Origin of the sequence: Paenibacillus glycanilyticus (assembly GCF_023715145.1) — a bacterium.
In the GTDB taxonomy this organism is placed as follows: Bacteria; Bacillota; Bacilli; order Paenibacillales; family Paenibacillaceae; genus Pristimantibacillus; species Pristimantibacillus glycanilyticus_A.
The window spans coordinates 340,402-361,249 of record NZ_JAMBNP010000004.1 but is presented as its reverse complement, the minus strand read 5'-3'; the positions used below and the strand labels follow the sequence as shown (position 1 = coordinate 361,249).

The window sequence follows — 20,848 nt, the reverse complement described above, 5'->3', positions numbered from 1 at the left end:
TTCGTTCCGAATAAGAGAGAATTGAAGAAGATATAGGCTATTGCAACATCGAATCTCGATACTGCCGGGGGGTAACCCCGGTTTTTTTCTTGAACAGACGGTAGAAGAATTTGAGATCGGCATAACCGACTGCGCTTGCGATGTCTTCCACGCTGCCGCGGCTGGAGGTCAGAAGCCGGCATGCGGCATCCATGCGTATCCCTTGCACATATTCTACAAAGCTCATTCCGGTATGTCGGCGGAATAAACGGCTGAACTGCCTTTCGCTTAATCTTGCTTGCGCAGCCAGCTCGCCTAGCTTCAGCCCGGTGGCATAGTAGCTGTCGATATAAGTAATCGCTTCATCGACGCTTAACCATTGCGGACGTTCTCCGGCGGGAGCTTCAATCTGAAGTTTATGCCTGTAGAGTCCTGTTAAGATCCGCATGACAAGGGAAGCGAGAACAACCAGGTAGCCGGGTGGTCTTGCCGAGAACTCTTGATACAGCTCGCGGAACATCGCATGATATTCGCCGGTGACATCTTTAACCGAGAACCAGGATAACTTCTCGTCGGCAAAACAATCATAGATCTCCGAAGCCTGCGGAAATACGCTCCGCAATTCGTTCATATACGCGGCCGGAAGCAGACAGTTGTAGACGATTAGCGGCCGGTCTTTCTTGGGAGTCTTGGGCCGAAACACGTGACTTTGCCCGACGGGGATGAAAAATAACGTGCCATGCTCGACTGGGACAGTCTCGCCGGCAATATAGTGAACGCCAGCGCCTTCGCTGACGTAAGTAATCTCGACAAATTCATGGGAATGTTCATCCATATCAAAGCTTTCATAGGCACGGTTCACATAGATTGGAACCCCCGGCTCGAAAAAGGAAATGGCGGACATGACATACGTGCTTCGTTTAATGCTCATCGGACTAACCCCTCCCAGCCATAAAAATTAGGCTGACTCCATCGTACGTAATCGCTTGCAAGATGTCCAGATCCACCTATTAAATTGTCCGAATCATCCCCTGAAAGTTGCCCTTTCATAGCCTACAATCTAGTTAAAGATGCTCATGAGCATACAAGACGCTGGAAGGGGAAATTCGAATATGACTTTGTTACAAGTAACGAATCCGCGTTGTGAATATCAATCCAATCCTATTGGTCTTGGCGTCCGGACACCGCGTATCAGCTGGCAGCTGCAAACCGAGGATACTCACGTCATGCAGCAGGCTTACCAGATTCAGGTTTCCCGTGGCCTTGAAGGTGTGGATGAGAATGCGCTTGTATGGGATACCGGGCGTGTTGAATCCGGACAATCCGTATTGGTGGAATACGGGGGAGAAGCCCTTCAAGCGAGAGGTCGTTATCACTACCGGGTAAAAGCATGGGATAACAAAGGCCGCGAATCGGAATGGAGCGAGACGGCATTCTGGGAAATGGGACTGCTGGAAGCCTCCGATTGGAAGGCAGCCTGGATTACGCCGGACAGCGCTGCTATAAATCCGCAAGCGGAGGAGATCTTCTTCCTTCGCACGGCATTTCACGCGCGAAGCGGCATCAGCCGGGCAACCATCCATGCTACCTCATTGGGATTGTACGAACTGGAGCTTAACGGACAACGTGTTGGCGATTGGCAGTACACGCCGGGCTGGACGAGTTATTCCAGCAGGCTACAGGTGCAAGCTTACGATGTAACCGGGCAAATCCTTGCCGGAGAGCGTAACGCGATAGGTGCCGCCCTCGCAAACGGATGGTACAAGGGCGATCTGGCCTGGAACAATCAGAAGAGTATTTACGGCGATACAAGAGCTTTGCTGCTTCAGCTACACATTGATTATGAGGACGGAACCTCCGAGCTGGTCGTCAGCGATCCTTCATGGCGCGCTTCTACCGGCCCGATTCTGATGTCGGAGCTGTATCACGGCGAAACCTATGATGCCCGTCTGGAGATCCAGGGCTGGTCGGAAGCTAGCTATGATGATAAGGGCTCCGCAGCAGTCAGCGTCATTGCGCAGACGAAAGAGATTCTTGTCATGCAGGAGAATGAGCCTGTCCGCATAACCGAACGGATTAAGCCCGTCGCGCTTATTGAGACCCCCTCGGGTGAAACCGTGCTGGATATGGGACAAAATATGGTCGGACGCCTTCATATCCGAGTGGACCTCCCAGCGGGCACAACCCTTACCTTTCAGCATGCCGAGGTTTTGGATCGGGAAGGCAATTTCTACATCGGTAATTTGCGCAAAGCCAAGCAAACGGTTCGTTATGTTTGCAAAGGGGGCGGAGAAGAATACGAACCGCATTTCTCCTTCCAAGGATTCCGTTATGTCAAGGTTGAAGGCTGGCCGAAGGAAACTCCGCTGCGTCTGGAGCCGTTCACCGGTCATGTTATTCATTCCGACATGGAGCCTTCGGGTAGCTTTGAATGCTCAAATCCTCTATTAAACAAGCTGCAGCAAAACATTACATGGGGCCAGCGCGGCAACTTCCTCGACGTGCCGACGGACTGTCCGCAGCGGGATGAGCGGCTCGGCTGGACCGGCGATGCACAGGTGTTTATTCGCACGGCAGCGTTTAACTACGGGATTGCCCCGTTTTTCACCAAGTGGCTCCGGGATTTGAAGGCCGATCAGCGAAGCGACGGGGGAGTGCCGTTCGTTGTTCCTCATGTCCTGGACGAAGGCTCTTACTCCTCCGCGGCATGGGGAGATGCAGCCGTTATCTGTCCGTGGGTCGTCTACTTAAGCTACGGAGACAGACGTGTGCTTGAAGAGCAATATGACAGCATGAAGGCATGGGTCGAGTACATGCGCAAGCAAGGGCAAGACGAGTATTTGTGGAATACCGGCTTCCACTTTGGCGATTGGCTGGGGCTGGATGCCAAGGAAGGCGATTACGTGGGAGCTACGCCTCGTGACTTGATCGCTACTTGCTTCTATGCGTACTCAACAAAGCTGTTCGTCAAAACAGCAGAGGTGCTTGGCCGCACGGAGGATGCCAAAGCATACGGCGAATTATACGATCGAATCATCAACGCGTTCGAACGGGAGTTTATTACGGCTAACGGAAGACTTGCCGCCCATACTCAAACCGCGCATGTGCTGCCGCTGATGTTTGGTCTTGTGGAAGGTCCGGTACGCGAGAGGCTGGCAAGAACGCTTGCCGAATACGTGAAGGAGCAGAAATTCCACCTGACGACTGGCTTTGTCGGTACCCCGTATCTATGCCATGTATTAACCGAGAACGGCTACCATGATGTGGCGGTTAAGCTGGTCCAGCAGGAGGATTATCCATCTTGGCTGTATTCCATTCATCAAGGCGCAACTACGATCTGGGAGCATTGGGATGGCATTAAAGCCGACGGCAGCTTCTGGAGTGTCGATATGAATTCCTACAATCATTACGCTTACGGTTCGATCGGGGAATGGCTGTATCGGGTTGTTGCCGGGCTTGATTTGGATGAGTCACAGCCAGGCTATAAGCATATTGTTTTCCGTCCGCATACGGATTCGGGCTTAACTTATGCGAAAGCTTCGCATAAGTCGGTATACGGCTTAATTCGCAGCGGCTGGAGCACCGGGGCAGACGGGGCCGTCATCTATGAATTCGAAATTCCGCCTAATACGACCGCGGAAGTAAATCTGCCGGGAACAGCTCCAGCAGCTCTTTCGGTAAATGGATTCAGCATTGATCAAGCGCCGGGCGTGCTTTCTTCGCAAGAAGAGGCAGGCAAGCTTGTACTTACGCTTGGTTCGGGAATCTACCGTATTCTAACTGCGGCTAAAGTTACCGTGTAAAATAAATAAATCCGTCCCCATGGGGGTCGCTGACGAAAGACTGATTTTCGGCAGCGACCCGACAAGGGACGGATTTTTTTGTTCCCTATTAAGTTTGAGAATGAATCTGCCTGGCTACGCGCTCGCCTAATTCGATGGATGCCTTGCTAAGATAACCAAGCACCGTGCTTAGCGTTTCCGGAGCAGCGGCCGCGAGATCATGTGCCAGATTCTCGACCAGATGATCCTTCTGTTCGGGCTGCAACCGGTCATAGAACTCACCGGCTTGCGAGAAATCATCGGGCTTCGGAATCTCGGACCGCACGAGATGACCTTCCACATATCTGCCATTACCGCTGGTCTGCATGGATCCGGGGGTCCAATCCGCCTGATGGTTGACGGGCACCTTGCGGAAATCCGGTCCGATCCGATGCCGCTGAGAATCCGCGTATATATTTGCGCGTCCTTGCAGCATTTTATCGTCGGATAACTCGGCTCCGTTAAGCAGATTCGAAGGGGAGAACGCAAGCTTCTCGACCTGTTCCATGTAATTGTCAGGATTCTTGTTCAGAACCAGTCGGCCGACCGGCAGAAGCGGGTACTTGTCCTCATCCCAGAGCTTTGTGTCATCCAGCGGGTCATAGGACAGGCTTGCTTCATCCGCTGGATCCATTAACTGCACGTACAGCCCGTACTCTATTGTTTTTCCGGATGCCAGCGTATCGTACAGATCCTGACCGGCATAATCCGGATTCTGACAGCTCAGCTCGGCAGCTTCATGCCTGTCGATATACTGGACGCCTTCATAAGGAATCCAGTGGTATTTGACATAGGTGCGGACGCCTTGAGCATTCCTCCAGACATACGTGTTCACGCTATGGCCCGGGATGTGCCGCAGACTCTTCACGGTTCCGGCATCCGAATACAGCCACAGCAGAAAATGAGTGGATTCCGGCGCTCTGGCCACAAAGCTCCAGAATCGCTCGGGATCCATCAAGTTATTAATCGGCGAAGGCGACATGGCATTAATGGATTCCGGAAAGCGGATCGGATCTCTGACCAGAAACACCGGGATATGATTAAATACCAGGTCCATGACGCCTTCATCGGTGTAAAACTTGGTGGCGAATCCGCGCACGTTGCGGGAGGTATCCGGAGTGCCCTTGTTGCTTGTCGCAAGAGAGAATCTTACGGTAACGGGCACCTGATACCCGGGCTGCTGCAAAAAGCAAAGCTTGGTGTGGGCAGCCATGGAGTGAACGGTCTGGAAATAGCCAAAAGCCCCGTAGCCTTTGACATGTACAGGTCTCTCCAACATTTTATTATGTATAAAGGTCTCCATCGTCTCATGCAGAACGCTGTCCTGCTCGAGAATCGGGCCTCTTGCGCCAACGGTCTGCGAATGCAGCGTGGGCGGACTGTCAATGGCATTCCATTGCGACGGAGACAGACCGTAGGAAGGTTCTTTTTTGCCTGCCTTCTGATCAGGCTTTGGAGCATTGTTTTCCGGAAATGCTTGATTATTATCCATTCTTCAACCTCCGTTTCAAGAATCTATCCAACTTTATGTTTATTCTCTTAACTAGAGTAAAATGCTTCGGCCTGCTGCCTATTCCTTGCCGCGGCTATTTTTGGCAGCTTTTTTTATCCTGAAATGAACTTCAACGACGTTAGGATGTGTTATGATTGGACAACGACTGTAAGGTGAAACGGGAGGTAAATATTCCATTATGGCTAAAGCAAAAGTGCCGAAACGTCCAACGCGAGACGAGTTTGTGCTAGAGGAAATTGGAAATCAATTAAGCGAAGCCTTCTATGAAGCTTCAACCATTATGCTGACGATATGGGGAAGAGAAGAGCCCGTTAGAGGCATCATCAAAACCATGGATTCAAGGACGGGAAGAGTGCATGTCGAGACGTCCGCGGGGCTGGATAAAGTACCGTTCATGGATATTATGAGCGTGAGTTACCCGAGAGATTAAGACGGGGTATAATCAATTGAAATTGAACATAGGATCTAACGTTTTGTACAGGGAATTAACGTGCCTATCGGGATAGAGGTGTGTTCATGGGGGATCGCAAATCCTTTTATCTGCTGGCACCATGCTTAACGGACGAACTTCTGACGAAGGATGTGGGAATTATTCCGTACATCATGCAGAAGCATTACGGGTACAAAGCGGTATACGTAACTTATAAGCCAAGCGATGGATTAGTGGCCTGGCCCTCCCTCAGCCTGTATGAAGAGGAAGTGGATTTCGACTATCTCGAACCCGCATTCCATTATCATCCCGATCAAGCCGTTGAAACGATATTTGGAGCCAATGTCCATGATTGCAGCAATGACTTGGTTCAATACATAGAAGATCATGCAGCTGAGATTGACGTGTTATTCCTATTCGGTTTTTATCCCTTTTATTATGCGGCGGTTGACCGTTTCAAGAAGCTTAGACCTTCAAGTAAAGCGTACTTGAAGCTGGATGCCAATATTCATTGGATTAACCGGACTCCGGTTAGCGATTATTTTGCGCATTTCCTTCAGCAGTGCGATCTGATCAGCAGCGAATCCATGGTCGAATACATCAGACAGAAATGGTCTGTTCCCATATCCTATATTCCTAACGGTTATTATTCTTTTGGCAAGGAAATAGAATCCTCCGTTACTTTTGAACAAAAAGATGATCTGATTCTGACCGTTGGCCGTTTAGGCAATCCTGCTAAAGCCACGGATCAACTGCTGGAGGCATTCAAACAGGCGATTCCGTACATACCCGCAAGCTGGAAGCTTGTTCTGGCGGGGAAGGTAGAGGAGTCATTTAGGCCTCAATTGAACGATTTGCTGCAGGCGCATCCGGAGCTGGAGGGAAGAATCATTCAAACGGGGTTTGTTCGAGACAAGCAGCAGCTTCAAGCCTTGTATCGCAGGGCGAAAATTTTTGCGCTGCCCTCGTTCTACGAAGCTTCCGCCCATGTTGTGTCCGAGGCTAAGACCTTCGGCTGTTATCTCCTCGTCTCGGATATCGAATCGAGCCGGGAAGCCGCTACTAGGCATGAACGAAGATTTGATCTGTTGGATGATGAATACAAAAAAGAACATCGGGATCTGGACTACGGTTCCGTTCATGCCGCCAGCGACCCTATCGAATTAACGCAAAGATTAATCGAGGCTTGCTTGAATCAGGAGCGCCTTAAACAGGTGTGCCATAGCACGCAAGAGGATGCCCGGGAGCATTTCGATTGGGTGAAGCTATGCGGAGAGATTAATCTATTATTAGCAAATAACGCAAAGGGGTATGTTTCAGGTTGAATGACAAGGACGCGGTTATTTTGCAGTACGTAGAGGAGGAGCAAATCTTGACCAAAGCGGCGGAAAGACTATATGCCGCCGCTGCTGCGGAAATTCAATGATCTGTATCCCGAATTACAATTCAACGTGACTTGTGCCTTAAGCTCGGAAATTCTGGACCAGCTGACGGAGCAGGACATTCATATCGGAATCGTGCGCGGGAATTATAACTGGCAGGAGGCACGGCAGCTGCTGCATGACGAGCCTATCTGTCTGATCTCCCGCGAACCGATTGTGCTTGATCAATTGGCGTGTTCGTCACTTCCGAGGACGGGCTGTATTCGCTTGAACTAAAGCTGAAGAACGGCGAGCCGATTCGGAGGAATACCTGGATGCTGTATCGGGAGCATACGCGCGAGCTTGCGATCGTTGACAGATTCGTGGATTTTATGAAAACCGAGCATGAAGAATAGAGAACTCTGCTTCCAATCTGAAGCAGAGTTTTTTTATTGGGAATAAATGAACGTAGGCCATAAAAAATCTTAAGCATTAGGTATTCCCTATCAGAAATGGGTCAAGTTCTTCTGGCCGCTTATGTGCATGTGAATTGTAATCGGGGCCGTTCTGATGGTCGTCGCCCATATGATTAACTATTAAAGAGTAGTCGTAAACGAAAAAACGTGCCGGACGAGCACGTTTTTTTCTTTGTTTTCTACATGGGGAGGGAAACGGCCTTGTCTATGAAGAATAAGTTAGGGAGAAAGCCGCGTCGAAGTAATTGTGACCGCTTTCAGGCTCGTCATTTCATTCAACGATACACTCCAGGAGGACATTATGAAAATCAGAAGCTATGAATTGTTCCAAGTTCCGCCGCGCTGGCTGTTCCTGAAGATTGAAACGGATGAAGGAATAACAGGGTGGGGAGAACCGATCGTAGAAGGACGCGCAGAAACGGTGAAAGCCTGCGTCCACGAATTAATGGAATATTTGATTGGCAAAGATCCGATGAGGATTGAAGATCATTGGTCGATGATGTATCGTTCGGGATTTTACCGGGGAGGTCCAATTCTGATGAGCGCCATCTCGGGAATTGACCAAGCCCTGTGGGATATTAAAGGGAAATTCTATAATGCTCCCATTTATCAGCTGCTGGGCGGCGCCTGCCGGGATACGATGCGCGTATACGCGTGGATTGGCGGAGACCGGCCTGCCGAAGTCGCGGAGGAAGCGAAAAAAATCGCGTCCGCAGGCTTTACGGCGGTGAAGATGAACGGCACGGAGGAGCTTCAATATATCGATTCTTACGACAAAATTGACGCAGCCGTTGCCCGGATTGCCGCCGTGCGGGATGCTTGCGGACCATCGCTTGGTATCGGAATCGACTTCCACGGCAGGGTTCATAAGCCTATGGCCAAGATTCTCGCGAAGGAGCTGGAGCCATTCCGCCCGATGTTTATCGAGGAGCCGGTGTTACCGGAGAACAATGAAGCGTTAAAAGAGCTGACCAAGCATACCTCAATACCGATCGCTACCGGCGAGCGGATGTTCTCGCGTTGGGACTTCAAGCAGCTATTAAGCGACGGGGTTGTAGACATCATTCAGCCGGACTTGTCGCATGCGGGCGGCATTACCGAGTGCAAGAAAATTGCGTCAATGGCGGAAGCTTATGACGTAGCGCTGGCGCCGCACTGTCCGCTTGGGCCGATTGCTCTGGCAGCGTGTCTGCAGGTTGATGCTACCGCACATAATGCCTTTATCCAAGAGCAAAGCCTGGGCATTCATTATAACCAGACGGGCGATCTGCTCGACTATATGACGGATCCAACCGTATTTGACTATAAGGATGGTCATGTCACCATTCCGCAAGGACCAGGGCTCGGGATTGAAATTAACGAAGAGCATGTTAGAAAAATGGCGGAAGTCGGGCATAACTGGAGAAACCCGGTATGGCGCCATCAGGACGGAAGCATCGCAGAGTGGTAATAGGTTATGAAATATAAAGCCATCCTATTTGATTTGGATAACACGCTGCTTGATTATTCGCTAAGCGAAATGTATGAAGAGGACTGTACGCGAGCATAAACTGAATCTCGATGATGAAGCGAGCTGGAGTAAGTTTTGGAACACTTACTTAGGGCATAACTTCAGGCATTGGATTGACTTTGTCAATCAAGTGGGCCCTCATCGATCCATTGAAGAGGTTCTGTTTCATTCGTTCCGCGATACGATAAGCCTTAATGATTCCGCCTATGAGAAGCTTTCTGCGACTTATTGGCATCACTTTTGCAATACCTGTTATTTTGAGCCCGGAGCGGAGGAAACGATTCAGCAGTTTCAAGCTACGCATAAACGGAGCCAAGAACGCTGAGATTGACTTTTGTTTTTATAACCGAAGGTCCGAACCAATCTCGGAGGAGATTAAGCCCGAATATACGATTGGCGCATTGGAGGATCTGGCAAAAGTAATTAACGGATAGCAGCAGTACACACATAAAAAAGCTCCGGTGCCGGAGCTCTTTTATGCTTTAAAAACAATGGCAAGCACAAGGAGGAGCGTTAGTAGTTAGTCTTGAGGAGGTTTCGTTATTCGCTCTGGCCTTGTTTTTTGTGAATGCTCACCAGCTCAAAAGCTTCTTTAGGAATCCCGAGTTCTTGAGCTTTATTTTTCTTAATGACCATGGCCTGCTGTAGACTGGTGGCTTGAAATTCAATTGAAGTACCTGATGCATCCTCGAATGCGTAGTAGTTCTTTTTATTTGACATGAACGAAGCGACGCTCCTTTTCTCCTAGGATATTGTATGCTCATTGTTATTCTCGTAATTAATCAATGTCCTTATGCACTAAACCGTATTATTATTGCACCAAGCTATCCAGATCAGATTATGGATCAGGAGAAGTAAGATGCAATCTTCAGCAACTCCCGATTGATTTTATGAGCCAGGACGACTATTCTTTGTATATCGAGTCTCTTCGCACGCAGCATGCGTTAAGGAGCGTAGAGAGCTTGAAGATACAGGAATATTTGCAATTGATCTTCTCATTAAATCCTAACGGACAAGGAGAACGAAGACATGAATATTGATTTTTCTGGACAAGTAGCCCTGGTTACCGGAGCAACGGGAGAGCTTGGCCGAGTCATTGCTCGTACGCTTGCGGAGAGCGGGGCCGACATTGCTTTGCATTACCATAGTAATGAAGCAAAGGCAATTGAATTAACAAGAGAGATCGAGTCGCTCGGAAGGCGCGCTATTGCTGTCAAAGCCGATGTAACCAATCAAGAATCCATCTCGGAGCTGAAGCAGGCAGTAGAAGCTGGCTTGGGTCACGTGGATATCGTTGTGGCGAATGCAGTCGTGCAGTACAAATGGACTTCCGTGCTGGAGCAGCCGGCAGAGGACTATGCAAGCCAATTCGATTCCTGCGTCATGCAGAGCGTTTATCTGGCGAAGGCCTTTATTCCGGCCATGATCGAGAAGAAAGGCGGACGCTTCATCGGCATCAACACGGAGTGCTCCATGCAGAACTTCCCGACGCAGTCGGCTTATGTGGCGGGGAAAAGGGGCATGGACGGCATCTATCGCATTCTGGCGAAGGAAGTCGGCGAGCATCAAATTACGGTCAACCAGATCGCTCCGGGCTGGACGATCAGCGAACGCGAACGCACGAACGGCATGGATGAAAGCGCCGATTATATTAGCCGCGTGCCGCTTAAGAGACGCGGCACCGATCAGGAGATCGCAAACGCGGTTGCTTTCCTGGCTTCGGACTTGGCGAGCTTCATTACGGGAGCGTATATACCGGTTAACGGCGGCAATGTCATGCCAACGATTTAAGTATTATACGTAGGCTTGGTCTTATTATTTTTTATTAAAATCCTTAATTACTTAGAGAACATAGATAGGAAAAGCGGTCCCGCCTGGAACCGCTTTTCTATTCGTTGTGTGTCCCGAGACTCAAACTGAGAAATCACGCAGGCATTTATTCCATAACGAAGAATAGTATTATGGAATGATTCCTATCACACGAATGATGATCGTTCAGAACCTCGTTTAGAATATTGGAAGGATGTATTTCGCCACGAAATACAGCACGCCAAACGTAATAATTACATAAGCAAGGTATTTGATAAATGTAGATGCCACACGGCTTGGTTCTTGTCTTTTCTCGATATGGCGTTCTTCGTAGTTTTCCTGATGAACGGACATTCGGATCACCGTCCTCGATTTATTTTGTAATTCTTATCCTTTCAATACCCGGACGGCTGGACATTGAATCAAACCGTTTAGAACAACAAATAAGGCAGCTGATCCAAGATCAGCTGCCTTATTTGTTAAAGTTAAGGGCAGGATAGTTGCAACAGTTATCATTGGTAAACGTAGATACTAGAAGTAGTCAGGTGAGAGCGTGAGATAGAAAACGACCCCTTCGACGTAAATCATCCCAAACAAGAAGGAGCAGATGTCCATGATTGCAGATTGGAAACAAGTTGAGGAAGCTCTAAAGAATGTTGAGGTCATTGGACACGAGAACAATAAGCCTGTTTCCGTCATTGGTTATGCAGAGGATTTACGCTGCATCGGCATAGGAACGGACGCTGCGGTATTTTATTACCCCGACACCCCCAATTACGCCTATAAAGTGTATTCCGCTCAGGCATTAGAGAAAAAGGAAGTGGAATTTGATATATACAAACGTTTATCGGGATCGCCGTATTTCCCTGAATGTTACGGAACCGGAGATAACTATTTGGTCTTAAGTTTCGAACAAGGAATTACTTTATATGATTGTCTTCTGCAAGGTGTTCGCGTTAACGAGCAAGTGATACAAGACGTTGAGAATGCCCGCGAGTTTATCCGTAGCCGGGGACTGAACCCAAGGGATATTCATTTGAAAAACGTTCTATTGCAAGAGGGGCGGGGAAAAGTCCTTGACGTGTCCGAATATATCAAGGAAGGAAACGACAGCCGCTGGGAACACTTGGTATGGACGTACAAGCATTTTTATCCGCTTATTAGCGAAGTAAAGGTGCCATTATGGATTTTGGAAACGATCACGAATTGGTATAACCGGATTGATACGGCTAGCTTTGGAATCGAAGATTTCTCTAAACGTGTCAGCCAGCTTTTCTTTGGGAAACGCAAATGATTAGCTGAAAGGCGAGTTTTTGACTAACCAAAAACACATGCGTTATAGTTCTACCTGTGGAGGGAGACTAGGGATGAAGGAAAAAAAAGAAACAAGCCGGCACCTAAAGGGGAAAGCCACGAAGAAAAAGATATTCGCCGTTGCGAAGGAGCTCATCCTGGCCGAGGGGTATAACAACGTTACGGTTGACGAAATTTGTGAAAAGTGCGAAATATCTAAAGGAACATTTTATATTTACAATAAATCCAAAGAGGACATCGTTAGGAAGCTGTACCGAGACGATATGTCTGAGTACATGGACGAGCATTTTGGGAAGTATATGCGTGAGAATCTAGATGATTCTCCAGTAATTAAACTTAAAACTTTTATGATGGTTGCTTTGGGTTTTCCGCTAATCGTTGGCGCAGAGCTGACAAAGCTCACGTTCGTAATCAACTTGTCGCAGAAATCAACAGAACCTTCTTTTTTCTCGGATTGCATCGAGCAGGAGCTGTTATTCGAAGCCATTGAAGAGGGGAGATCCCGGTCGTTATTCAGAAATGACTTATCCGTAGAAGAGATCGTGAACTATGTATATTCTTTTCTGACGGGAGCCTTCATTACCTGGTGTCTTTCAGACTCCGACTACGACATTGGGAGAGCAAGCGAGAAATTCGTTGATAGTCTAATAAAGGGTCTCCAGTGATGCGCATAGCAGCGATAACGAAGCTTGAGAAATCAAGCTTTTTTGTTTTTCTTCTGCAAAGCGGAGCAGCACAGCAACCTGCCCCGCCACAAAGTCTGAAAGCGGTTTGCGGTAGAGTAAGATAGTTAACGCCTGACCATATAAGACTCCTGCCTGCAGATTCAGCATAGTAGTAGATCTCTCGATTGTTGACTGCCCCAATCAATACCCCTACCGTTTGACCTGGATTAATTTGGTATCAACCTACAACTTCATACCAACTGGGCCAAAGTATTAAGGGGATACCATTGCCATCATTACAGCTTGTTGTGTAATATGCGAAGGCAATATTCACGGTTAAATTGGTATTATTACGAAAACGAAGTCCCATTTATTGGCCTCCTATCATTAATAGAATTACAGTACATAAAGTATGCAGTTAATAGAAAAAGGAAATGGACATCAATAAAAGATTTTGACTGTACGCCTACGCCTGATCTATCAATTGAAGTCAATGATCTCGATGCTACTTTGGGAAGCATTAAGAGAGCAGGATTCCCGATTGAATATGGGCCAGCGGATGAGCCTTGGGGCGTTCGACGATTCTACGTCCGGGATCCTTTTGGCAAGCTTATCAACATCCTTTCTCATGATTAGAATTAACGCTTTCCCCTATACGGTAAACATTTATGCAAAGAAACCGGTTATAAATGGGAAGTTGGTCACTTGTACCTGCTTTCATTTCATAGTAAAAGTAGACATGTAACGAAACGGAGGTAATGAATTTTGGACATCGTCTGGTCAAATCTTATTATGCAATTGTTGGTCTTGGTTTTTATTGTTTTACTAATATGGGGATTAGTCAGAATCATAAAGCTATTAAAGAAATAGAAATGGACCGCACTGGTGTGCGGTTCATTTTGTTTCATAGTAGTTGAGGTAACTATTACGCAACATATATGCTGAATAAACGTCTAACCATTGGAAGTATCAGGAAGAAAGAGGTTCTATTTTGATGAGATTGGTTTTTGATATCTAATCTGGCTCATACCCAGACCTAATATGTTCAGTTGCTCATGTATTTCGTTGATCTGGGAATGCGAGCAGTAGATATTGATGACGTCATCTTAAATTCAATTGATATACTTATAGGGTACTACATAACGCAAAATCTTTTTCGGAAGAAACGGAATTCCGTTAAATTGCAGCGTGTAATCGGCTAAGAATCTCAAGCGAACAAGGAGCTAGGAACTATATTTGAAGGGGTTGAGTCACATGCTTTATATATTCGGAGGGCTGCCGGGCACGGGGAAGACCTCGCTGTCATCGGCTTTGGCTAGAGAAATAAAGGCTGCCTATCTCCGGGTCGATGTCGTGGAGCAGGCCATGCGGGATGCTGGATCGAGCGTTGACGGACCTGAGGGTTACAACATCTGTTATGCCATAGCTTCACAAAATCTCCGGCTGGGTCTTGACGTAATCGCAGATACGGTGAATCCCATACAAATAACTCGTCAAGCCTGGCGTGACATGGCGGTATCTCTAGGAGCTCCTTTTGTAGAAATTGAAGTGGTGTGCTCTGACGAACGCGAACATAGGCATCGAGTCGAAAGGCGTGAAGCAGATATCCCGAATTTCGTCCTGCCGACTTGGGAGCAGGTCAGGAATCGACAATACGAGGTCTGGGACAGAGATCACATCGTCATTGATACCGCAAATCAATCGGCGGATGAGAGCTTTATGTCCTTATGCCAGCAATTAAAGATCAGGCTATAAATGATCAGATCCAGGAGGAGGTGACAATGGCGAATACGAAAGATGTTCTGACACTTCTAAACTAGCTAACGCGTAAGATATCGAAATGGTTCAAATCCAGGAGGGATCGGATTGTATAAGACCGTAATCGTATTAGCCCTCTTGCTTTTTGTCAGCTCTGGTTGTTCGAAGGCGGACAATGCGGAGGTTATACGCGAATCGGCATGGAAGAGCCTATCCGCTGATGACAAAAAGGAAGTTCAAGCCAATTGGAAAGAGGCTGTTGTTGAAGCAACGAATGTGAACGAAATGCCTATTCCAAAAGGCGGGGGCAAAAGGACGGAAACAGCGAATTTGTATAAAGTATCTTTTGAATCCGATAAAGATCGAATCTCAGGACCTATACTTGTATTTGTTGATGGTGATACGAACAAGCCGGTCGGGTACAGCAAAACGGTAAACCCTTGGAATTACGAGGAGGGCTATGTAGTTGCGAAAGAGGATAGCAGGGTTTTAATTGTACGTGATAAAGTAGATTTCGAATTGTCGCTCAGCAAAATTCTGAAATCCGCTCAGCCAGATGCCATTTGGTTTACAGTAGAAAAAGCTAATTACGATGCGGTTGCGATAGGCGACCATGTAAAGGCAACCGTCGCCGGCGGTATGATTAATCTCTCTTATCCTGCCCAGGGGAAAGCGGATGGGATCAATAAAATAGATTGAACAAGGAGGAGCGGATGCGTATGGAACGGATATAGATTGCAGGAACCGATCTCACGAGCTCACAACTCGCATTAGGCGGTGTTCCGTTAGGCAGCTCGTTAGATGAAGAGGAATCTTTTGCGCTTATGGACGCTTATGTCGCAAGCGGCGGCAATATGATTGATACAGCAGAGGTCTATGCGAATTGGCTGCCAGGCACGCAAAGCATCAGCGAATGCACGATTGGAAACTGGATGAAATCCAGAGGTAATCGCAATAACTTGATTGTGACGACTAAAGGAGCGCATCCTCGATTGCCGACAATGGAGATCTCTCGCATGTCCCGTGAGGAAATTACGGAGGACGTTGACGGAAGCCTAAGGAGACTGCAGGTGGATACGATTGATTTGTACTGGCTGCATCGCGACGATAGAAACCGGCATGCGGGTGAGATCCTGGATACCTTGAATAACCTTGTTAAAGAGGGGAAGATTCGCTATTTTGGTTGTTCCAACTGGACTGCGAACAGGATTCAAGAGGCGCAGCTCTATGCCGAATCTCATGGATTGCAATCGTTCAGCGCGAACCAGCCGATGTGGAGTCTGGCTTCGGTCGATCCCTCAGCAATGGAAGATCGTACGTTGGTTGTGATGGACGAGGAGCTGCTTCATCTGCATCGCCTTGATCAGCTTGAGGATTCATTAAAGGCGGACAAGGTGCGATTTACTGAGGCGGAGATCGCTTACCTCACCTTACTGGACGATGAGACTTAATTATAAATAATAGTTAAACTGGAAGAGCCCATAAGTGTCATTCGAATTCTGCATATAGGATGGTTATGAAGTTGAGTGAAACTCCCCTAATGCCCAACAAGGGCAGTCGAAAGTCATACCGCCACTGGATTATTGTGGCGCTGTTGCTTCTCATTCCTTTTTCCGTCGCCGTCTTTGCTTATTGGCCCCGGTACTATAGCTTTACGACCCAGGGCGAGATCGTTCCGGTGCATGAGATTGATGTAGGTGGCAGCGTTAACTTCGTATATGTTCAGGAGGGCATTACGCGTAATCTCTACGAGAAATATTCAGTTGGTCTTCTTGATCCGGAAGCCGAATTCACCAAAGTCAATTCCACGGCCAAAGACGATTTCAGCGCAATGCTGGGCGTTGAGGAAGACATGCGCAATGAGACGATTTACCATGCTATTGATTCCGCCACAGATTTGACGTCCGCCCCAACGACGCAAGATCAGCGGGATGAACGGCTTCTGCAATTAATCGAAGAAACTTCGGAATATTATGGGGATTCCATCGGTCTTATGCTTGGGATCGGGCTGGTGGAGGAAGCGCTGAAGAAGGATTATTCCAAAGATGAACAGCTCATTATTGCAGGTACGGGAACGCTTAACGAGGATCATACGGTCGGCTCCGTAGGCGCCATTCGCGATAAGCTCCGTACGGCTGAGACAGCGGGTGCGGATATTTTCTTCGTCCCAAAGGATAAGGAGACGTTCGTCTATCTGGGAATCAGCAACGAGGAAGAGGCGGAACAGACCGCTGAAGAACTGAATTTGAAACTCCAAATTGTCCCTGTAGCAACCTTGGAGGAGGCCGTTGCTTTTTTGCAGCAGCTACCTAATCCTTATGTCCGGAGCGTGAACAAACCTTGAAATTGAAGTCAGAGTTGCTATCAAGCGTATTAAAAATATTGTTAGGGGTACTGGTTGGAGTCGCGTTTGTCGATTGTGCCAGTTCCGTCGTGTATGCCTTAAGTTATGAGGCTTTCACAGACTATGTTTACGGGATCTACGGCATCGTCGAGATTGTATCCACTATCTTGTACTATATCGTCATCATCATCTATCTCATCTGGATCTATCTTGTCCATAAGGATCTGAACGCGCTCTTCCCGAGCTTCGCGCGTTCACCGGGACAAGCGCTCGTTTGCATGTTGATCCCCGTGTACAATTTGTACGGTATACCGTCTATCTACAGAAGGATCGGCAGGTGTTATCTGGAAGAAACGAAGGGCGCTAAGAAGGAAGGGCGTTGGTTATGCAGCTTGGCCGCACCGCTTCTCCTATTCATGCTAACCTCCAATGGTTTAAATAATGTCGTCAATCGTGCCGAAGTGCTGAGCGAGTCGCTTTTTGTTATTCTAAGCTTAGCGACGCTTATCCTTTACATGATTTTCCTGGTCATCTGTATCCAAGTATCGCGCGGCCTGCGAACAGCTGGTCTAGAGATTTCTTTCAGTCCATCCCCGGACACGGTTGCGGAAGGCTTCGAAGCGCACTCAAATGGACAGCCTGCCGTAACCGAGCAGCTGTAATCCATCCTTGCAAGAAGCAAACCATAAAGCCAAGTACCCATGGTATTTGGCTTTATTTGTTTATTAGGAGATTTAAAGGGGAGTAAAGCTTCAATACTTGAAGCGGGATGTATGGTAAAGTAGGTGACAGTTATTTAAGCCGTTTGAGAATGGAGTGACACTATGAATATGACTTATGATGCGATTAGCCGGAAAGGCATTGGATTACTTAACGAGGATGCCGTTATTACTCTTCCTAAAGCAAATGTGTACGGAGTTTTGGATGGCGTATCTTCATTGGTGCCTTATTTAAATTCGAACAATGAAACGGGTGGTTTTATTGCGTCGAATTTGATCAAGGAATACTTCCAATCGATTACTGAAATTGGAAGTCTAAAGGATCACCTAATTCTGGTTAATGATCTTCTTAGAGAACAAATGGAACTCGCCAATATCGATCTGGAGAAAAAAGAAGAGCTCTGGGGCTCGGCATTGGCAATCGTACATATACAGGATAATGGCGTAGAGTTCATCCAGACAGGAGATTGCATGATTCTGGCCGTGTACGATAATGAGGAGGTTCGCCCCTTAACATGGCAACAAGTTTCACACTTGGAAGCTCCGGCATTCTCTAAATGGCAGGAAGGAATAAACAAGGGCCTGAAAAGCCGGAAAGAGCTTCATGAGACCGTTATTGATATCATAAGAAAGAACCGTTATCAGTCCAATACGGATGGCGGTTACGGAGTCCTGAATGGGGAGAAGAATGCAGTTCGATTTTTTGAATACGGTAAAATCAATCTGACAGGTATAAAACATATCATTTTGATGACCGATGGGTTGTTTTTGCCAATGAATATCGTACCCGAACAGAGTTCGTATTGGAGTTTTGTTGCGCATAGAATGTTGGACAGGGGCATCAAACTTTATACAGAAGAGTTAATAGAACTTGAAGAAAGCGATCCCGAGTGTATGGAATATATCCGCTTTAAGAAATCGGATGACAAGACCGCAATCGTAATCAGCTTTTAAATTTTAGGTTTCTTTTACAGCCGGAGGGATGTCAAGCGTGATATCGTCATGCTATAATGGGGTATCTTGAAAGTTGTAGGAGGTATCCAATCAGACATCATGTGGACCTAATTTCCTGTCGATCATGATTTTCGATAATGACGATAAGTGATGAGAGCTCAGCCTCTGCGCGGAGCGGATTAGGATACGTGTGTCCATTGGAGAATACTCCTGCCACCTTGATTGATGCCGTTTGTTGGTGTCTATTTGGGGTGTTTTCACGCTATGCCTATATCCGCATATCCTTAGCCGCAGGCGCGCCCTGCGGTTTTTTTGTCTTCGACAATCATAGCCCATGTCAGTTGTTAAACTAAACTAGAAGTGGTGATTGGAATGACAATATTAACTTTACGCGGAATTAAAAAAAGCTACGGAGACACGAATGTGCTCGTGAACGTAAACGGCGATCTGGCAAGCGGAGAGCGTGTCGGCTTGGTTGGGATGAACGGGGCAGGCAAAACAACGCTGGCCAATCTGATCTTCGGTACGATTCGGCCTGACGAAGGCAAGCTCACCTTCCACAAGGATGAGCTGCGCATCGGGTATTTACTGCAGTCGACCTCGTATACCGTAAGTACTTTAAGCATGATGTTGGATCCCTCAGCTGAGCCGCGCGAAACCGAACTGTTTCTGCGGACCGCAAGTCATCTTGGCTTGCACAAGGTGAAGGAGTGGGACGGAGCGAGACTAGCGGGATTGAGCGGAGGAGAGAAGACGAAGCTGGCAATCGCCCATATTTTATCCTCGAAGCCGAATATCCTGCTGCTCGATGAACCAACGAATCATTTGGATTTTGACGGCGTTGATTTTCTCGTTCAAGAGCTTGCGCGATTTAGCGGAACAACCATCGTAATCTCGCATGACCGATATTTCCTGGATCAAACGGTGGACCGGATTATAGAATTGCAAGATGGCGTGTCGACGTCTTTTCCCGGCAATTATACGTTCTATCGGGAGGAGAGATCCCGCCGTTTCCAGAGTCAACTGCATGCGCATGAAGAACAGCAGAAATACGAGCAGAAGATTGAAGCGGAGATCAATCGGCTGAAGAACTGGTCAGCGAAATCGCATCGCGAAGCCGGCAAGGTTGGGAAAATGGCAGAAATGCGAGCGGGAGTGAAGGAATTCTACCGCAGCAAAGCCAAAAGCATGGATAAGCAAATAAAATCCCGCATCCATCGTCTGGAAAAGATTGAACTTGAAGGCGTGAAGAAGCCGGAGGAGGAAGCAAAGGTGTCCTTTGGCTGGGATCAGCCGGACAAACGCGGGCGACGAATTGTAGAAGCGCAGCGGATTGGCAAGTCGTATGACGGCCGCTCCTTGTTTGCCGATAGCTCCTTCTACTTGCAGCGCGGGGAGAAAATCGGCTTGCTTGGGCCTAACGGCTGCGGAAAAACAACTCTTATTCAAATGCTGCTAGCCCAGAAATCGGTAGACTCCGGTAATCTGTGGATTAGTCCAACCGCCAATGTGGCGTATCTGACGCAGGACGTATCGGATCTCAATCAGCAAGGCACCGTGCTGGAACTGCTGCAGGAGAGCCATGAGGTTCGCAGCGATGTGGGAAAAGCGCGGACTCTGCTGGCCAATATGGGCTTCGATGCCTCTATGCTCCATAAGCCGATTGCGCAGCTAAGTCTTGGTGAACGAACGCGGATCAAGCTTTCGCAGCTTATGATGCGCGAGCAGGATTTGCTCATTCTGGATGAGCCAACCAACCATCTCGATTTGGCTAGCCGCGAGCAGCTTGAAGAAACGTTATCGGAGTATCGCGGAACACTGATCGTGGTATCGCATGACAGATATTTGATTGACAAAATCTGCACGAAGCTGCTTGTTTTTCAGAGTGGCAGTATTAAGCGGATCGAATCCGGCTTCGAGGCGTTTCGCGAGCGGACAGAAGGCGTACATGCAGCAAGCGGGGCGAACGAACAGCAGTTGGAAGAGGAGAAGCTGGTTATCGCAAATAAATTGGCGTTTGTGCTTGGGGAATTAAGCTTGCTGAAGCCAACGGACATTCGGTATGCGGAGCTGGACGAGGAGTATAAGCAGCTTCTCGCCCGGAAGAAACAGCTGAGGACATGAGTAGATCTGCCAGATCGCAGGACAAAAAATATCTAAAAGCCGCGTTGCGGCTTTTTTTTGTACAGAAGTTC

Annotated in this window: 21 protein-coding genes; 16 read left to right on the top strand and 5 right to left on the bottom strand. The window is 47.9% G+C overall.

The features are described 5' to 3' along the window. Positions 1-37 precede the first annotated feature (37 nt). Positions 38-910 (bottom strand): AraC family transcriptional regulator, encoded by an 873-nt coding sequence (locus M3194_RS14105; protein ID WP_251654709.1) that lies wholly within the window; start codon positions 908-910, stop codon positions 38-40. Positions 911-1,091: 181 nt separating this feature from the next. Here M3194_RS14105 and M3194_RS14100 point away from each other — a divergent pair, with 181 nt between their 5' ends. Continuing rightward, positions 1,092-3,782: an alpha-L-rhamnosidase gene (locus M3194_RS14100; protein ID WP_251654708.1), complete on the top strand. Its 2,691-nt coding sequence runs from the start codon at positions 1,092-1,094 to the stop codon at positions 3,780-3,782. Between the two features lie 88 nt (positions 3,783-3,870). Here M3194_RS14100 and M3194_RS14095 read toward each other — a convergent pair whose 3' ends face one another. Then, entirely contained in the window at positions 3,871-5,292 is a 1,422-nt protein-coding gene (locus M3194_RS14095) for a catalase (RefSeq protein ID WP_251654707.1), read from the bottom strand. A gap of 199 nt (positions 5,293-5,491) precedes the next feature. Between M3194_RS14095 and M3194_RS14090 the strand changes: the two genes are divergently transcribed. The 4 genes from M3194_RS14090 (at position 5,492) to dgoD (ending at position 9,030) form a co-directional block, all read left to right on the top strand. Beyond that, the gene (locus tag M3194_RS14090) at positions 5,492-5,743 is read left to right on the top strand and encodes a YolD-like family protein (protein ID WP_251654706.1); all 252 of its coding nucleotides are present in this window, start codon (positions 5,492-5,494) and stop codon (positions 5,741-5,743) included. Between the two features lie 86 nt (positions 5,744-5,829). Further along, the gene (locus tag M3194_RS14085; RefSeq protein ID WP_251654705.1) at positions 5,830-7,068 is read left to right on the top strand and encodes a glycosyltransferase family 4 protein; all 1,239 of its coding nucleotides are present in this window, start codon (positions 5,830-5,832) and stop codon (positions 7,066-7,068) included. A 72-nt stretch (positions 7,069-7,140) separates the two neighbouring features. Then, positions 7,141-7,401, top strand: coding sequence for a LysR substrate-binding domain-containing protein (locus tag M3194_RS14080; protein ID WP_251654704.1), 261 nt, complete (start codon positions 7,141-7,143; stop codon positions 7,399-7,401). Between the two features lie 480 nt (positions 7,402-7,881). Further along, entirely contained in the window at positions 7,882-9,030 is a 1,149-nt protein-coding gene (gene dgoD / locus M3194_RS14075) for a galactonate dehydratase (protein ID WP_251654703.1), read from the top strand. A 600-nt stretch (positions 9,031-9,630) separates the two neighbouring features. On the opposite strand, the gene M3194_RS14070 is transcribed toward dgoD, so the two are convergent. After that, positions 9,631-9,810: a hypothetical protein gene (locus M3194_RS14070; protein WP_251654702.1), complete on the bottom strand. Its 180-nt coding sequence runs from the start codon at positions 9,808-9,810 to the stop codon at positions 9,631-9,633. A gap of 309 nt (positions 9,811-10,119) precedes the next feature. Here M3194_RS14070 and M3194_RS14065 point away from each other — a divergent pair, with 309 nt between their 5' ends. Beyond that, a complete protein-coding gene (locus tag M3194_RS14065; RefSeq protein ID WP_251654701.1) occupies positions 10,120-10,881 on the top strand; it encodes an SDR family NAD(P)-dependent oxidoreductase in 762 nt (253 codons plus the stop codon). 216 nt (positions 10,882-11,097) lie between these two features. On the opposite strand, the gene M3194_RS14060 is transcribed toward M3194_RS14065, so the two are convergent. Then, positions 11,098-11,253 (bottom strand): hypothetical protein, encoded by a 156-nt coding sequence (locus tag M3194_RS14060; protein WP_251654700.1) that lies wholly within the window; start codon positions 11,251-11,253, stop codon positions 11,098-11,100. A gap of 259 nt (positions 11,254-11,512) precedes the next feature. On the opposite strand from M3194_RS14060, the gene M3194_RS14055 reads away from it, so the two are divergent. Beyond that, positions 11,513-12,193 (top strand): protein kinase family protein, encoded by a 681-nt coding sequence (locus M3194_RS14055; protein ID WP_251654699.1) that lies wholly within the window; start codon positions 11,513-11,515, stop codon positions 12,191-12,193. Between the two features lie 73 nt (positions 12,194-12,266). Next, positions 12,267-12,878 (top strand): TetR/AcrR family transcriptional regulator, encoded by a 612-nt coding sequence (locus M3194_RS14050; RefSeq protein ID WP_251654698.1) that lies wholly within the window; start codon positions 12,267-12,269, stop codon positions 12,876-12,878. On the opposite strand, the gene M3194_RS14045 is transcribed toward M3194_RS14050, so the two are convergent. After that, positions 12,858-13,046, bottom strand: coding sequence for a hypothetical protein (locus M3194_RS14045; protein WP_251654697.1), 189 nt, complete (start codon positions 13,044-13,046; stop codon positions 12,858-12,860). The two genes, M3194_RS14050 and M3194_RS14045, sit on opposite strands and share 21 nt — an antisense overlap. Before the next feature lie 147 nt (positions 13,047-13,193). On the opposite strand from M3194_RS14045, the gene M3194_RS31665 reads away from it, so the two are divergent. From M3194_RS31665 to abc-f, 8 genes are all read left to right on the top strand, one after another. Further along, entirely contained in the window at positions 13,194-13,514 is a 321-nt protein-coding gene (locus M3194_RS31665) for a VOC family protein (protein ID WP_397334321.1), read from the top strand. 618 nt (positions 13,515-14,132) lie between these two features. Continuing rightward, positions 14,133-14,633, top strand: a complete 501-nt coding sequence (locus M3194_RS14035; protein ID WP_251654904.1) for a P-loop nucleotide/nucleoside kinase family protein — start codon at positions 14,133-14,135, stop codon at positions 14,631-14,633. Positions 14,634-14,744: 111 nt separating this feature from the next. Next, a complete protein-coding gene (locus M3194_RS14030) occupies positions 14,745-15,335 on the top strand; it encodes a DUF3221 domain-containing protein (protein WP_251654696.1) in 591 nt (196 codons plus the stop codon). Positions 15,336-15,370: 35 nt separating this feature from the next. After that, positions 15,371-16,087, top strand: coding sequence for an aldo/keto reductase (locus tag M3194_RS14025; RefSeq protein ID WP_311290901.1), 717 nt, complete (start codon positions 15,371-15,373; stop codon positions 16,085-16,087). A gap of 71 nt (positions 16,088-16,158) precedes the next feature. After that, on the top strand, positions 16,159-16,980 hold the full coding sequence (locus M3194_RS14020) for a hypothetical protein (RefSeq protein WP_251654694.1): 822 nt from the start codon (positions 16,159-16,161) through the stop codon (positions 16,978-16,980). Next, positions 16,977-17,642: a hypothetical protein gene (locus tag M3194_RS14015; protein ID WP_251654693.1), complete on the top strand. Its 666-nt coding sequence runs from the start codon at positions 16,977-16,979 to the stop codon at positions 17,640-17,642. The genes M3194_RS14020 and M3194_RS14015 overlap by 4 nt, the downstream gene beginning before the upstream one ends. A gap of 162 nt (positions 17,643-17,804) precedes the next feature. Next, entirely contained in the window at positions 17,805-18,653 is an 849-nt protein-coding gene (locus M3194_RS14010) for a protein phosphatase 2C domain-containing protein (protein ID WP_251654692.1), read from the top strand. Between the two features lie 372 nt (positions 18,654-19,025). Continuing rightward, a complete protein-coding gene (abc-f, locus tag M3194_RS14005; RefSeq protein WP_251654691.1) occupies positions 19,026-20,777 on the top strand; it encodes a ribosomal protection-like ABC-F family protein in 1,752 nt (583 codons plus the stop codon). The last annotated feature ends 71 nt before the right edge of the window (positions 20,778-20,848 follow it).

Bases quoted from the DNA above. Each gene is read 5' to 3' on its own strand.
- M3194_RS14070 (WP_251654702.1), bottom strand. From the start codon at position 9,810: ATGTCAAATAAAAAGAACTACTACGCATTCGAGGATGCATCAGGTACT.
- M3194_RS14105 (WP_251654709.1), bottom strand. From the start codon at position 910: ATGAGCATTAAACGAAGCACGTATGTCATGTCCGCCATTTCCTTTTTC.
- M3194_RS31665 (WP_397334321.1), top strand. From the start codon at position 13,194: ATGCGAAGGCAATATTCACGGTTAAATTGGTATTATTACGAAAACGAA.
- dgoD (WP_251654703.1), top strand. From the start codon at position 7,882: ATGAAAATCAGAAGCTATGAATTGTTCCAAGTTCCGCCGCGCTGGCTG.
- M3194_RS14050 (WP_251654698.1), top strand. From the start codon at position 12,267: ATGAAGGAAAAAAAAGAAACAAGCCGGCACCTAAAGGGGAAAGCCACG.
- M3194_RS14080 (WP_251654704.1), top strand. From the start codon at position 7,141: ATGCCGCCGCTGCTGCGGAAATTCAATGATCTGTATCCCGAATTACAA.
- M3194_RS14010 (WP_251654692.1), top strand. From the start codon at position 17,805: ATGAATATGACTTATGATGCGATTAGCCGGAAAGGCATTGGATTACTT.
- M3194_RS14055 (WP_251654699.1), top strand. From the start codon at position 11,513: ATGATTGCAGATTGGAAACAAGTTGAGGAAGCTCTAAAGAATGTTGAG.
- M3194_RS14090 (WP_251654706.1), top strand. From the start codon at position 5,492: ATGGCTAAAGCAAAAGTGCCGAAACGTCCAACGCGAGACGAGTTTGTG.
- M3194_RS14065 (WP_251654701.1), top strand. From the start codon at position 10,120: ATGAATATTGATTTTTCTGGACAAGTAGCCCTGGTTACCGGAGCAACG.
- abc-f (WP_251654691.1), top strand. From the start codon at position 19,026: ATGACAATATTAACTTTACGCGGAATTAAAAAAAGCTACGGAGACACG.
- M3194_RS14100 (WP_251654708.1), top strand. From the start codon at position 1,092: ATGACTTTGTTACAAGTAACGAATCCGCGTTGTGAATATCAATCCAAT.
- M3194_RS14035 (WP_251654904.1), top strand. From the start codon at position 14,133: ATGCTTTATATATTCGGAGGGCTGCCGGGCACGGGGAAGACCTCGCTG.
- M3194_RS14085 (WP_251654705.1), top strand. From the start codon at position 5,830: ATGGGGGATCGCAAATCCTTTTATCTGCTGGCACCATGCTTAACGGAC.
- M3194_RS14060 (WP_251654700.1), bottom strand. From the start codon at position 11,253: ATGTCCGTTCATCAGGAAAACTACGAAGAACGCCATATCGAGAAAAGA.
- M3194_RS14095 (WP_251654707.1), bottom strand. From the start codon at position 5,292: ATGGATAATAATCAAGCATTTCCGGAAAACAATGCTCCAAAGCCTGAT.
- M3194_RS14045 (WP_251654697.1), bottom strand. From the start codon at position 13,046: ATGCTGAATCTGCAGGCAGGAGTCTTATATGGTCAGGCGTTAACTATC.